At 58.3% G+C, this 13,718-nt stretch carries 14 protein-coding genes; 4 read left to right on the plus strand and 10 right to left on the minus strand.

Annotated elements, in window-relative coordinates:
• Positions 1 to 95 precede the first annotated feature (95 nt).
• The 6 genes from FFS62_RS12410 to FFS62_RS12435 form a co-directional block, all read right to left on the minus strand.
• Positions 96 to 551: a DUF411 domain-containing protein gene (locus tag FFS62_RS12410; protein ID WP_137973119.1), complete on the minus strand. Its 456-nt coding sequence runs from the start codon at positions 549 to 551 to the stop codon at positions 96 to 98.
• Complete coding sequence (locus FFS62_RS12415) at positions 541 to 1,368, minus strand: cytochrome c (protein WP_137973120.1); 828 nt, start codon at positions 1,366 to 1,368, stop codon at positions 541 to 543. Before FFS62_RS12415 ends, FFS62_RS12410 begins: the two co-directional genes overlap by 11 nt.
• A 9-nt stretch (positions 1,369 to 1,377) precedes the next feature.
• Positions 1,378 to 2,526, minus strand: a complete 1,149-nt coding sequence (locus FFS62_RS12420) for a copper resistance protein B (protein ID WP_137973121.1) — start codon at positions 2,524 to 2,526, stop codon at positions 1,378 to 1,380.
• Entirely contained in the window at positions 2,516 to 2,824 is a 309-nt protein-coding gene (locus FFS62_RS12425; protein ID WP_137973122.1) for a hypothetical protein, read from the minus strand. The genes FFS62_RS12420 and FFS62_RS12425 overlap by 11 nt, the downstream gene beginning before the upstream one ends.
• A 12-nt stretch (positions 2,825 to 2,836) precedes the next feature.
• Complete coding sequence (locus FFS62_RS12430; protein ID WP_137973123.1) at positions 2,837 to 4,687, minus strand: copper resistance system multicopper oxidase; 1,851 nt, start codon at positions 4,685 to 4,687, stop codon at positions 2,837 to 2,839.
• A 193-nt stretch (positions 4,688 to 4,880) separates the two neighbouring features.
• Complete coding sequence (locus FFS62_RS12435) at positions 4,881 to 5,081, minus strand: co-regulatory protein PtrA N-terminal domain-containing protein (RefSeq protein ID WP_137973124.1); 201 nt, start codon at positions 5,079 to 5,081, stop codon at positions 4,881 to 4,883.
• A gap of 290 nt (positions 5,082 to 5,371) precedes the next feature.
• Here FFS62_RS12435 and FFS62_RS12440 point away from each other — a divergent pair, with 290 nt between their 5' ends.
• The 3 genes from FFS62_RS12440 to FFS62_RS12450 are packed head-to-tail and all read left to right on the plus strand — an operon-like array spanning position 5,372 to position 7,288.
• A complete protein-coding gene (locus FFS62_RS12440; protein WP_137973125.1) occupies positions 5,372 to 5,632 on the plus strand; it encodes a hypothetical protein in 261 nt (86 codons plus the stop codon).
• A gap of 43 nt (positions 5,633 to 5,675) precedes the next feature.
• Complete coding sequence (locus FFS62_RS12445; protein ID WP_137973126.1) at positions 5,676 to 6,518, plus strand: DUF692 domain-containing protein; 843 nt, start codon at positions 5,676 to 5,678, stop codon at positions 6,516 to 6,518.
• Positions 6,509 to 7,288, plus strand: a complete 780-nt coding sequence (locus FFS62_RS12450) for a DNA-binding domain-containing protein (protein ID WP_137973127.1) — start codon at positions 6,509 to 6,511, stop codon at positions 7,286 to 7,288. Before FFS62_RS12445 ends, FFS62_RS12450 begins: the two co-directional genes overlap by 10 nt.
• A gap of 55 nt (positions 7,289 to 7,343) precedes the next feature.
• On the opposite strand, the gene FFS62_RS12455 is transcribed toward FFS62_RS12450, so the two are convergent.
• Positions 7,344 to 7,553, minus strand: a complete 210-nt coding sequence (locus FFS62_RS12455; protein ID WP_137973128.1) for a heavy-metal-associated domain-containing protein — start codon at positions 7,551 to 7,553, stop codon at positions 7,344 to 7,346.
• Positions 7,554 to 7,749: 196 nt separating this feature from the next.
• Here FFS62_RS12455 and FFS62_RS12460 point away from each other — a divergent pair, with 196 nt between their 5' ends.
• Positions 7,750 to 10,353 (plus strand): AAA family ATPase, encoded by a 2,604-nt coding sequence (locus FFS62_RS12460; RefSeq protein WP_137973129.1) that lies wholly within the window; start codon positions 7,750 to 7,752, stop codon positions 10,351 to 10,353.
• A gap of 37 nt (positions 10,354 to 10,390) precedes the next feature.
• Here FFS62_RS12460 and FFS62_RS12465 read toward each other — a convergent pair whose 3' ends face one another.
• From FFS62_RS12465 to FFS62_RS12475, 3 genes are all read right to left on the minus strand, one after another.
• A complete protein-coding gene (locus FFS62_RS12465) occupies positions 10,391 to 12,760 on the minus strand; it encodes a heavy metal translocating P-type ATPase (protein WP_137973130.1) in 2,370 nt (789 codons plus the stop codon).
• Positions 12,761 to 12,765: 5 nt separating this feature from the next.
• Positions 12,766 to 13,011 carry a DUF2933 domain-containing protein gene (locus FFS62_RS12470; RefSeq protein WP_137973131.1) on the minus strand — a complete coding sequence of 82 codons (246 nt, stop codon included), beginning with the start codon at positions 13,009 to 13,011 and terminating at the stop codon, positions 12,766 to 12,768.
• Positions 13,012 to 13,091: 80 nt separating this feature from the next.
• Positions 13,092 to 13,625, minus strand: a complete 534-nt coding sequence (locus FFS62_RS12475; RefSeq protein WP_137973132.1) for a plastocyanin/azurin family copper-binding protein — start codon at positions 13,623 to 13,625, stop codon at positions 13,092 to 13,094.
• Between the last annotated feature and the right edge of the window lie 93 nt (positions 13,626 to 13,718).

Consider the following 13,718-nt stretch of genomic DNA (forward strand, 5'->3'; position numbering starts at 1 on the left):
CCTCGGCGCCCAATCGGGCGCTCTTTTTGTTTTGGCGCAGAGGCACCAGACGTCACTCATTGGAATGTCGGTCAGGCGTCTGGCTGTGCGGCAAGTTACTGGGCGGGGTATTCGGCGACGATCTGCTCAGCCCCGGTTTTAGTCAGACCTATGACTTGGTAGGCATGCTGCACGCCTCCCACCTCCATTCCTGGAGAACCGGCCGGCATTCCGGGGACAGCGATGCCGACCAAGTCGTTGCGCTTGGTGAGCTCGACCACCTGCGCTGCTGGCACATGACCTTCGACGAATTTTCCGTCAATCACCGCGGTATGACATGACGCCAGTCGCGGAGCGACGCCCAGTTTCTGCTTCACCGAAGTCATGTCGCCTTCGACGTGATCAATGACCTTGAAACCGCTCGCTTCAAGGTGCGAGATCCACTTCTTGCAGCAACCGCAATTGGCATCCCGATGCACATCGATGGTCATGGACTCGGCGGCCTGCACGGAAGTGATGGTGAACAAAGCCGCCAGGGTAGCCAGGCGCGCGCCTTTGCTTTTAACTTTCATGGACGTGCTCTTTGCCATCGCTGTGGGTATGGGTCTTAGGGGCAGCTTTCGGGGGTTGCTCAGAGTGGTGAGCACCGGAGCTACCCTCATCGCCAGAGGAAGCCTCCCCTGCATGATGATCAGAGCTGGGGGCAGCCCCGCCATGGTGATCTGCAGGTGCCGAATCATGATGTCCAGGCGCTGCCTCAGTCGCCCCAGAGCCATGATGGTCTTCACCAGCGGCGGCATCGCCATGGTGGTCAGGTTTGTTACCGCCATGCTGCCCTTCGTGGTTATGCATCTGGCTTTCCCCGCCACCGTGCTCGTGGCCACCGCTGGATGCCACCAAGGTCTGGTATCGCTCGGCGTCCATCTTCGGTAGCTGGTTCAGGAAGGCAACCATGCCCCAGATGTACTCATCAGCCATGCTCTTGCCCCAAGCCGGCATGCCGGTGGCCTTGATGCCATGCTTGATGACCCAGAAGGCAGCTGCCGGGTTTCCATCTACACCGATTTCGGCGAGATTTGGTGGCGCAGGATAAAGTGCCTGGCTGAGCTCAGTCTTGGCCACGCCGGGCGCGAGGTGGCAACCAATACACATAGCGTTGTAGTTGCCCGCTCCCGTGCGGATAAGCGCCTCATCGTCCAGCTTGGGTACTTCGATGTCCTTGGCACGCACTTCGATGGAGCGGTCACGCGCCATAGTTAGGAAGGCATGCACGGCCGGGAAATGGGGATCGTCGGCGCCGATATTGACCAAGCCGGCATAGGCTCCGGCCAGTACCGCAGCGCTACCAACAGCACCCGCTGCCACCAGGGTTGTAATTGTTTTTTTCATGTCAGGCTCTCAAAACCACATACGAATGCCGGCGACAAAGCGCGCCTCATCAACATCCTCGCCTTCGTCACGCACGAGGTCCGCGGTGTTGCCATAGGAACGACTCCAAGACACACCGATATAGGGCGCAAACTGGCGAACGATCTCGTAACGCAGACGCAAGCCGAGCTCGGTATTGGCTAGCCCCGAGCCGACGCCCCGCTCTGGGTCGTTCTTGCCGTAAAAATTCACTTCTGCGGTTGGTTGGAGAATCAGCCGATTGGTCAGCAGAATGTCGTAGTCGCCTTCCAGGCGTGCCGCAGTCTGGCCGTTCTCACCTACAAAGGCGGTGGCTTCGGCCTCGAAGGCATAGAGCGCCATGCCCTGCACGCCAAAGGCCGCCCAGGTTTGTGGCGACTCTGGCTTGAAGTCCTGGCGGACGCCGGCGACGACATCCCACCAGGGGCCGATTGAGCGCCCATACAACAGCTGCAGCTCGGCATCCTCGGTCACGCCGTTGGTGCGCTCCCCCTCGGAACGGAACCAGACCCGATTGATGTCGCCACCTACCCAGCCAGAGGCATCCCAGGCCAAGGTGCTGCCTTCATCGGCATCCTGATATTCGAGCTGATCGAGCAGAATGAAGCTGTTGATGGCGCTGTCATGCACCTTGTGCCCCGGCAGCGGCGGAAATGCTGCCTGACGGTCGGCGTCTGTCAGGACCGGAATGGGCGTACGGCTGGTCGTTCTCGGTGCTTCGGCAGAGCCATGGTTCATCTGGGAGTGATCCATGGTGCTGTGATCCATCCCCTCCATCTGCCCTTGCATGGCGCCGTGGCCCATCTTGCTGTGGTCCATAGCTGGAGCTTTTTCCTGGCTCTTGCCATGCCCCATCTGGGAGTGATCCATGGTGCCCATCGCGCCATGATTCATCTTGCTGTGATCGATTGCAGGAGCCTTCGCTGGCGATGCTTGCTCCTTGGGCATCTGGTCATGATCCATGCCCGCCATTGGTTCCGGAGCAGAGCCATGACCCATCTGGCTGTGATCCATCGGCATGGAGCCGTGGCCCATTGCCGAATAATCCATTTCTTCCGCGGCGAAGGTAAAGCCTCCACTAAGTGCGCTCAGTGACACCGTCAGCGCGACGAGCGAGATTCGTGTGGGCCTAGTGATCATGGTTCGAACCCGCCTCGGCTTCGCCGCCATGCCCATCCGTCATTTTCTCGTGGTCCATCTCTTCATGATTCATGGAACCATGATCCATCGCGCCATGATCCATCTTCTGTGTTGGAGCAGGCTTGCCTTGGGGTGTGGAGCTCGCATTGTCACTTGCTGGCTTAGGCGCTTCAGCCGCGTGCTGGGCATGCTCATCGTGACCTTCATCTGCCAGCGAGACAGGGGCATACATGGCGCCCAGCAGACTCAGCATGGCGACACCGGCAGGCAGGGCGTTTCGTTTCAGGAAATTGCTCATTGGATCTCTCCTTTACTCGTCCACTCGAACTTCACGGAACATGCCCATTTCCATGTGAAGTAGCAGGTGGCAGTGATATGCCCAACGGCCCAGGGCGTCAGCGGTTACGCGGTAGCTACGCTTAGATCCTGGCGGCATGTCGATGGTGTGCTTGCGCACCATGAAGTTACCTTTGTCATCTTCCAGATCGCTCCACATGCCATGCAGGTGGATGGGATGAGTCATCATGGTGTCGTTGACCAGAGTGATGCGAACTCGCTCGCCATACTTGAGCCGCAACGGTTCGGCATCGGAGAATTTGATGCCGTCAAACGACCAGGAGAACTTCTCCATGTGCCCGGTAAGGTGCAGTTCAATGGTGCGGCTCGGCTCACGGCCATCCGGATCGAGGAAAGTGCTGCGCAAGTCCGCATAGGTCAGAACATGGCGCCCGTTGTTGCGTAGGCCGATTCCTGGATCGTTCAACTTGGGCGTCGGCGTCATGGTCTGCATATCGACCAGAGGGTTGTTGGTCTCCGAGGCGGGATGCGACTGCATGGCGCCCCCCATGCCCGCCATTGCCGAATGATCCATGCCGGCCATGCCGCCTTGCATTGCGCCATGATCCATTCCTGCCATCTGGCTATGGTCCATACCAGCCATGCTGCTATGGTCCATCCCGGCCATCTTGCTGTGATCCATGCCGGCCATTTCAGGCATTTCGCCCTGCATAGCTCCGTGATCCATGCCGCCCATACTGCCGTGATCCATCCCCATGTCCCCCATGGAGATAAGCGGACGCGGGTCAACTTCCGGAACAGGCGCGCTCAGACCTTCACGTACCGCCAGGGTGCCCCTGGAATAGCCGGTGCGGTCCATGGATTGCGCGAAGATGGTATAGGCCTGCTCGCCTTCGGGTTCGACTATCACGTCGTAAGTCTCGGCCACGGCGATACGGAACTCATCGATGCTGACCGGTTTGACGTACTGCCCATCGGCCGCCACCACCGTCATCTTCAGGCCCGGGATGCGCACGTCGAAGTAGGTCATGGCCGATGCATTGATGAAGCGCAGACGAATCTTCTCGCCTGGCTTGAAGATGCCAGTCCAGTTGCCATCCGGCGCCTGGCCGTTCATCAGGTAGGTATAGGTATAGCCACTGACGTCGGCGAGGTCGGTGGGACTCATCTTCATTTCGGCCCACATCTTGCGATCGGCCACCGCGGCGGACCAGCCCATCTCGCTCACGTCATCGATGAAATCGCCGACGGTGCGCTTGTGACGGTTGTAGTAGTCCGACTGTTTCTTCAGCTTGGCCAAAACCCGAGCTGGGTCTTCGTCGGTCCAGTCGCTCAGCAGTACAACGTAGTCGCGGTCGTAGCTGAAGGACTCAGGCTCCTTCGCATCAATCACAAGGGCACCGTAGACCCCGACTTGCTCCTGCAACCCCGAGTGACTGTGGTACCAGTAGGTACCGTTCTGGTGAACCCGGAATTTGTATTCATACATGCCATCGGGAGCGATGCCATGAAAGCTCAGGCCGGGCACGCCATCCATGTTGGCGGGCAGGATAATCCCGTGCCAATGGATGGAAGTATCCTCCTTCAGCCGGTTGCGTACACGCAGGGTGACGGTATCACCCTCCCGCCAGCGCAGGATGGGGCCAGGGATGGACCCATTAATGGCCATGGCCATTCGCGATGAGCCGGTTATGTTCACCGGCAACTCCGCGATGGAGAGATCGAAATTGGTACCGCTCAGCACATTTGGCTGGCCTGGGCTTGTCACTGCCCAGACCGGCGTACGCCACATGCCCAGTCCACCCAAGATGCCGGTAGCGGCCAGGCCTTTGACGAAGGTTCGCCTCGTGGTTTTGCTTTGCATGCCGTTGTGTCCAGTCAGTCTGATGAGCCGGGGAATATCAAAACCGGCATCGAGTTTGTCGGCGACTTCAGTTTCAGTGGAATTCCCCTGAATACTTGCTCACTGTCGCTAGTGTGCAAATCACTGCGACAGCGAGCAGTATGAAACTGCCATATCTCAACCATCCGGGTGATTACATTTCTGTCAGGTTGAGTCAGCAGTTGGCGTGTTTGGCCTGCTTGCTCTGCTCGACCGGGGTCTCGGCTTTCTCTTGCTGAGCCACCTGGTAGGCTTCCATCGACACTTGGCGGGCCTGCTCCATACGAGCAAAAGTGCGATCAGCGCCGCCTTCGGCCATGGCCAGGCTGGAGACACTGAGAGCGGTCACTACGAAAAGCAATTTGATCGATTTCATCTTGGGTTCCTCGTTGGTTTGGGTAAGCCTCTTGAAAACCGAGGCTGAGCATTTGGCTCAATGTCACCTTAGCCAAGGCGCCCTGTCAGAAACCTGAGCCGAACATTACAGTTCTGTCAGGTAGCTATTTCTTGCTTGTCGGCCCTCCCGCCAGCTAGGTAGTGTCATCTCCGTGACTTTTCCGATGCCTTGCGAGTTTCGTGGAGAGGCATGCTCGGCAGCGATGCCTAAGCTTCCATGGCCGTGCACACGCACGGCCTGAACCGATACCACCTAGAGAGAGAGCCACTATGTCGACAAAATCCAACGCCGCTACCGGCGCCGCCCTGGCCCTGGTTGCGGCCAGCCTCTTTACCACCCTGCCGGCACAAGCGGCGCAAGATGCCAAAACCGCGGAAGTGAAGTGTTTCGGCGTCAACGGTTGCAAGGGTCAAAACGACTGCATGACCGCCAAGAACGCCTGCAAAGGCCAGGGTGAGTGCAAAGGCCAGGGCTTCAAGCTGATGACTCAGGCCAAGTGCGATGAAGCCGGCGGTAAGACCAGCGAATGATGCTACCCGGGGAGTGCCTGCCACTCCCCTGCTGGAGTCCTGAATGAGAATGCGCAATACGCTGGGTTTCGGTGTTGGCCTGCGTAGCGAGTACTACCAGCAGATCCTGGAGCAGCAACCCGCAGTCGACTGGTTCGAGATCATTTCCGAGAACTACATGGTGGAAGGCGGCAAGGCTCTCTACTTTCTCGACGCGATCAAAGAGCAGTATCCCCTGGTGATGCATGGAGTGTCCCTGTCGATCGGCGGCTCTCACGCCCTGGACATCGACTACCTGCGGCAGCTCAAAAAGCTGGCCGATCGGGTCCAGCCACATTGGGTTTCCGATCACCTATGCTGGAGCCGCGGCAGCGCCCATCAACTACATGATCTGCTGCCCATGCCTTTTACCCAAGAGAGCCTGCAGCATGTCGCCGCACGGGTGCGACAGGTGCAGGATGTCCTGGAGCGTCCCTTGGTGCTGGAAAATGTCTCCGCGTACGTGCAATGGAAAACCTCCTGCATGAGCGAGTCACAGTTCCTTGCGGAGCTGAGCCAGTCGACAGGCTGCGAGTTGCTGCTCGATATAAACAACGTCTACGTCAGCTCGCGAAACCAGGCGTTCGATCCATGGCAGTTCATCATGGAGTTGCCGCACGACCGGATTCGCCAAATTCACCTGGCGGGACACAGCGACTATGGACAGTACCTCATCGATACCCATGATCAGCCCATCGCCGATCCGGTCTGGTCGCTCTACAGCAAAGCCTTGTCCTACCTCGGGCCGATCTCCACGCTGATCGAGCGTGACGACCATTTCCCTCCCCTCGCGGAAATCCTGGGCGAGCTAGAGCATGCACGTACGCTCGCAGGTGGCGTCCTAAAAGGGGCCACGTCATGCGGCTGAGTACCCTGCAGGATGCACTGGAAGCCTACCTGGCAGATGAGCACGCCCTCCCCTCTGCCGAGCTACTGGAGCAGGTCCTAGGCAGTCCGGCACTCAACGCAGCTGACGGCCTGCGGGTTTACCACAACGCCTACCGTGCGCGCCTGCTTGCGGTCCTGCGTGAGGACTTCCCGGCTCTGCAGCAGTGGCTAGGCCCAGAGTCGTTCGAGCAACTTGCACTGGCCTATATCGCCGCCTGGCCGCCGCGACATTTCAGCATTCGCTGGCTGGGCGAGAATCTGCCTGAGTTCATTGGCAGTTATGTCGCAGAACCTCAACTATCACCGATGCGCGAACTCGCGAAGCTGGAGTGGGCCTTCACCCTAGCGTTCGATGCATGCGATGCCGACGTGCTGTCAGCGGACTGCATGAGTAGCCTCACGGCCGAAGAGTGGGTCTCGCTCAGGGCGGCCTTGGTACCATCGGTCAACTGGCTGCATCTGCAGTACAACACGCTGGAGATATGGAAGGCCGCCAAAGCCGAAAGCCCTCTTCCCCCAAGTACTCGCATGCCAGTGGATCAGAGTTGCCTCGTATGGCGCCATGATTTGGTATGTCGGTATCGAAGCCTGGAGCCAGATGAGGCGAAGGCGCTGGGGCTGTTTGCTGGTGGCGAGTCATTCGCCGAGCTCTGCGAGTCGCTACTTACATCGCATGGCGAGCAAGCGCCCCTCCAAGCGGCGATATGGTTGAAGCAGTGGGTCAGTGACGGACTGCTGGTTCGACACTAGGTAGGCATGTGAAGACCGTTGCCCGGCAACGGTCTTCGAAGAACGAGACATCGATTCAGGCGGCCCATTCGCCAATCTCTGCCCCAAAACCCAGTTTACGTACCGTTTCACATACTGTTGCTGCGCTTTCTTGGGTGTTCACAGCAACTGTGCCGGCGGCTCGATCAACTACCACGCGCGCCTCCGAATCTAGGAGCTGAATAGACCTAGTGATCTTGCTGACGCAGCTGCCGCAGCCCATTCCCGTTACCTTCAGAACGACCATAAATCACCCCTTCTCTAGATCGGCACGATTGCCGTGCTTAAGAATCAACCTTGACACCCTGGCAAGGTCAATGCCCCCGCCAAATGACTCTGGGCAAAATTTTTGGCAAGTAAGCGAAGCGCGAGCTATGAACTAAGGGCACGCAGTAAATGCTCAGCATCAGCTCGGATTGGGAGAAATCCAGGGAGGGCAAAGGATGTCACTGCTTCAAGAAATTCATGCTTGGTCGCAGTCACTAGCTCCCTGGCAAAGTGACGCGCTCGCCCGGTTGCTCGCGAGACCAGAGCTGGAGGCGGCGGATCAGGCCGACCTACTGGCCTTACTGAAATCGACGCATGGGATTGAAGACGCACACAAGCGCGAGCCCAGCCCCCTTCAGGCCGGACAAATACCCGAGCCGGTGAAGGCGGACACTCTTGTCCTGCTTCACGCAATTAGGGATTTCAGGCATGTGAATGCCATTGCTGAAGGGCAGGTGCTGCCTATCGGTGGTTCGGGGTTGACGGTTATCTATGGCGATAACGGATCGGGAAAATCGGGCTACTCTCGGGTCCTCAAACGGGCCTGCCGTGCGAGGGATCAGATTGAGCCCATCCACCCCAATGCGAATCTACCTGCTGACAAGGCTGCGGTGGCTGAAGCATGGTTTGATATCTCTGTTGATGGAGCCGCACAGGGTGTTCAGTGGGTGCAGGGGCAGACCGCTCCTGCCGTGCTGTCATCACTCGCCATCTTCGATACACGCTGCGCACGTGCATATCTGGATACGGAAGACGACTTTTCATACGTCCCGTACGGCCTCGATGTGTTCGAGGGGCTCGCAAAACTCTACCGGCAGCTGAAAGCAATCATTGACGCAGAAATAGCCCAGGCGGCAGTCGATTTGACGCTGTTTGCGCCGCTTCAAGGCGCAACGCCGGTGGGGCAGTTGATTGCCACCTTGTCTGCGAAGACCAAGGTGGAGCAAATCGATGCACTTGCAACGCTCACGCTAGAGGAGCTAGCTCAACACGAAGCCTGGGGCAAAAGCCTCCTTGAGGCGAATCCGAAGGAAAAGGCCACTCAGCACCGTCAGTTGGCAAAACGGGTGGAGGCAATCGCAACTAGCGTTGCGGACAAAACCAAACTGGTAGATGGCGTCGTTGCGGCTGGCCTGCGGGAGAAAACTGAGGTCTATCACAAAGCTAAATCCGCTGCTGAAATCGCCGCCAAACAGTTTGTAGAACAAGAAACCCTTCTGCCAGGAACTGGCGGCGAGGTGTGGCAGGAGCTTTTCGAAGCAGCCCGCCGGTACGCAGTGGAGTCCCATCCTGGGCAAGTGTTTCCCCATCTCAGCGCAGAGGCCCCCTGCCCGCTCTGCCAGCAGCCCCTTGGAGAGGGGGCTGAGAGGTTGCATCGCTTCGAGCAGTTCGTACTGGCCGAAGCAAAAACTCACGCCCAACAGCGGCGCCGCGACTTGTACGCCGACTTCAGAGCTTTGGAACAGCACGATCTGGGACTAGGGGCAGATGAAGTCACCCTAGGTGAGATAGAGGTTCAGGTGCCTGGCTTGGCTGCCGAGGTGACGGCCTTCGAAACTGTCTTGAAATCCAGGCAAGCAGCTTTGAAGCAGGCTGTTATCGATAATGCATGGAGTGAGATCGGCGAGATCCCACCCAGCCCCGCAGAGCGTCTTCGCACTCTGGTTCAGGCGCTGAATCGAAGCGCAGACTCATTGGAGCAAGCATCCGATGAGAAGGCCCGCGCACTACTACAGATGCAATTTACAGATTTGGATGCCCGAGTGCGCCTGCAGGCAGTTAGAGATGCCGTCGTGGCGGCAGTCAACCAGCTGGTCCTGCAATCTAAGTTGAAGGCTTGCCTAGGAGATCTTAAGACCACAGGAATCTCCACCAAGGCCGGGGAACTCGCGGAAAAAGTTGTCTCTCAAGAGCTGGAAAATACCCTTAACCGCGAGTTCAAAGCTCTGGGGGTGGGTACGCTACGACTTGCCCTCAAAAGTCGGGCCGACAAAGGCAAAGCGCTACACAGGCTGAAGCTCGAAACGACTCATAGCCGAAGCCCGGGTGACATTCTTAGCGAAGGTGAGCAGCGGGCAATTGCCATCGCAGCTTTTCTATCTGAGGTGGAGCTTTCCGGTAGTCGAGGCGCTGTTATCTTTGATGACCCGGTGTCCTCCCTCGATCACCGGCGGCGAGAGCGTGTTGTTCAACGACTTGTCGCCGAGGCGGCCAAACGCCAGGTCATCATTCTTACCCACGACATCTACTTCCTGTACCTGCTTGTCGACGAGGCCGAGAAGCGGGACATCCCCATGCTGGCTCAAAGCCTGAACCGGCGCCCTGAAGGCTTTGGCGTTGCCGAAGCTGATTTACCGTTTGAGGGCAAAAATACAAGCCGGCGTATCGGCGCCCTCCGCGCCCATCAGCAACAAATTGCCAAGCTATATCGAGCAGGTGATGAGCCCGAACATCGTAAACAAACTGTGGAGGCGTATTTTCATCTGCGCATGGCTTGGGAGCGGGCCGTAGAGGAGGTCTTGCTGCGCAAGGTGATCCTGCGATTCCGCAAAGGTGTCGAGACTCAGCGATTGGACGAGGTGGTCGTCGAGGATGACGACTATCGAGAGGTTTTTGCTGGGATGAGCCAGTGTTCAAACTATGCGCATGATAAGGCCCTGGCTGCTGGTGTGGCGGTACCTGATCCTGAAGAGTTGCTCGCGGATATTGAACGCTTGGAATCATGGAGATCTCGGGTAGAGACCCGAGCTGTTGCGATCAAAAAGGCGCGTAAAGCTTAGAGGGGCCGTGATACAGCCCCATCTAGTACGATCGAGACTAATCGATCCGTGTTTGCCGTAGTCGCAGCGCATTGAAGACTACCGACGCCGAACTCACGCTCATCGCCAGGGCGGCTATCAGTGGCGACAGCAGATGACCTGTCAGCGGGTACAGCAGCCCAGCCGCCAGCGGGATGCCCATCGCGTTGTAGAGGAATGCGAAGGCCAGGTTCTGCCGCATGTTCTTCACCGTAGCCACCGACAGCGAGCGTGCGCGCAGGATGCCCATCAGATCGCCCTTGACCAAGGTCACCTGGGCGCTATTCATTGCCACGTCTGTGCCTGTACCCATGGCGATACCCACATCAGACCTGGCCAGAGCCGGCGCATCGTTGATCCCGTCACCTGCCATGGCGACACGCCGACCGTAGCTCTGCAGATCGGCGACCAGCTTCTCCTTGTCTTGCGGCTTGACCTCCCCATGGACTTCCTCGATCCCCAACTGCTTGGCAACGGCCTTTGCTGTCGTCAGACCGTCGCCGGTCGCCATGATGACCTTCACGTCCTCGCTTTGCAGTTTGGAGACGGCCTGCTGGGAGGTCGGCTTGATCGGATCGGATACGGCTAGCAGCCCCGCCAGGCGGCCATCCACTGCCAGATAGATGATGCTGGTACCCTCTAGGCGCAGCTGCTCGGCACGATTGCGTAGCGGGGTAATGTCGACGCCAGCCTCATCCATCAGGGCTGTGTTTCCCAGCTGCAATTGATGACCATCGACCAGCCCTCTCACACCGATGCCTGAGCCTGACTCGAATGTGTCTGGCTTGGCCAAGGTGAGTCCTGTGCTACGGGCATGATCGACGATGGCGTGAGCGAGCGGATGCTCGCTGCCCTGGTCAAGGCTAGCGGCCAAGCGCAACACCTCGTCCGAGTCGAACGATCCGGTTCCCTCAGCACTATGGAAGACCGGTCGACCCTCAGTCAGCGTTCCGGTTTTGTCGACGATGAGCGTGTCGATCTTGCAAAGGTTCTCTATAGCGCTGGCATCGCGAAACAGCACACCGCTGCTGGCAGCCTTTCCAGTCGAGACCATGACCGACATCGGCGTCGCCAGCCCCAATGCGCAGGGGCAGGCGATGATCAGCACGGCCACGGCATTGATCAGGCCGAACACCCAACCTGATTCCGGCCCGAATAGCCCCCAGCCGAAGAAGGTCAGGATCGCAATCAGGATCACCCCGACCACGAAATACCCCGCCACGGCATCAGCCATTCGCTGCATGGGCGCCTTGGAGCGCTGGGCTTTGGCTACCATCTGAACGATCTGCGACAGCATGGTTTCTGCGCCGACTTTCTGCGCCTCCATCACTAGGCTGCCATGGGTGTTCATTGTGGCGCCTATCAGGGAGTCCCCTGCCCGCTTGGTGACGGGTACCGGCTCGCCGGTGAGCATCGACTCGTCGACCGCGCTCTCCCCCTCCAGCACCGTGCCATCCACGGGGACTTTCTCACCCGGCCGGACACGTAGATGGTCACCCTGATGGACATGATTAAGAGGAATATCCTCCTCTTGGCCGTCGGGCCTGATGCGCCGCGCGGTCTTGGGGGCCAGCCCCAGCAGCGATTTGATGGCTGCAGAAGTTTGCGAACGGGCCTTGAGCTCGAGCATCTGGCCCAAGAGCGTGAGCGAGATGATCACCGCAGCAGCCTCGAAGTAGACGCCGATGCGGCCATCCTGAACGAAGGCTGCCGGAAACCATTGCGGTACCAAGGTAGCGAACACACTGTAGAGATAGGCAGCTGCCGTTCCCAAACCAATCAGGGTCCACATGTTGGGGCTGCGGTGACGAATGGATTCGATGCCGCGGGTGAAGAATACCCAGCCACCCCATAGCGTCACGGGCGTTGCCAGAGCAAGCTCGACCCAATTCTGAGTTGTGCCATGGAATAACTGTAAGGAGTGACCAGCCATCGCCAGCACGGTCACGATGATGGTCAGCGGCAGGGTCCACCAGAACCGCCGCGAGAAGTCTTTCAGCTCCGGATTCTCTTCCTCCTCCAGCTCCGGGATGACAGTTTCTAGTGTCATGCCGCAGATCGGACAGTTTCCAGGAGTGGGTTGGCGGATCTCAGGATGCATCGGGCAGGTGTATTCAGTACCCGGGCTTGCCGGCGCCGATGGCTGCGGCGAAGTGGCAGGCTGGTGATGCCCAGCATGCGATTGATGCCCAATGTACTGATGAGGATCTGCTTGGAACTTTTCCAGGCACTTCGCACTGCAGAAGCGATAGGCCTTCCCTTCAATGCTCTTGTGGTAAGGGCTGTCAGGTTTGACCTCCATGCCACACACCGGGTCGCGCAGACTCCCTGGGAGTCCATGGGAGTGATGTGAATGATCCTGGTCTTGAAGGCTGGAGGGGTTGTGCATGCGATCTATGTCCTATTTTCGTCCTTGGAAACGGCGCTGCTGGAACGCGATTGACCGCCATGATTGTGGCCAAACAGGTGCATCAGCGGGCACAGCAGCAGGATTAGGTACGGCAGAGCCTGCGAAAGATGGCCGTAATGCTCTCGCGCCACATAGAAGACGCCGATGACGGCCAGCATGATCAACGCGATGCCGATCTTGCGCTTCCAGAAAGGTGATTCAGCCTCGGTGGAATGATGGGTGTGCTCCACGACAGTAGCCTCGATTCAATGGATGTTGGATCAGCATAGGCGGCTGAGTTTTCACCTGAGTTGACGCTTATCAATAGACTTCAGCGTACGGTCACCTTACCGACCATTCCTGACTGATAGTGCCCAGGGACATTGCATGCGAACTCCAGATCAGTGGTCTCGGAGAAGGTCCAAACTAGCTCCTCGCGTGCACCAGGTCCTACTAGAACACTGTTGGGGTCGTCGTGTTTCATACCGACCATCTTCATGCCACCCATGGCATGGTCCATCTTGGTCATGTCATGCGCAGCCGTCGGGGACAGCGTGCCGTTTTGAAACATCGCGGCCATCTCCTTCTGATGCGCCGCATGGGACGCTGCTTTGCCCAGATTGAATTCGTGCAGCAGAGCTCCCTCGTTCTGCAATACGAAACGCACCGTCTCGCCCGCCTTGATTTCTATTGCCTTGGGCTCGAAGAAGATGTCGCCCATCCGTACTTCGATGGTGCGGTCTACCTCCTTGCTGTCTCCCGGCTGACCGATGCTGTCTTTGTTGTGGCCAGGGCCTGCGAGAGCGTTCGCAGCACTGAGGAGAAAGCCAATGGTAGTCATTAGGGGAAGTGATCTGAGTTTCATGGTGAGCCTCTTTGGTGGGGGGGAGGAACGCCCTGATGCTAGTTAGGCGAAGCTGCCGGCACGCTGACGCGAAAAATACATCTCAGTAAGGTT

The organism is Pseudomonas sp. F(2018) (assembly GCF_005508865.1).
Lineage (GTDB): Bacteria > Pseudomonadota > Gammaproteobacteria > Pseudomonadales > Pseudomonadaceae > Aquipseudomonas.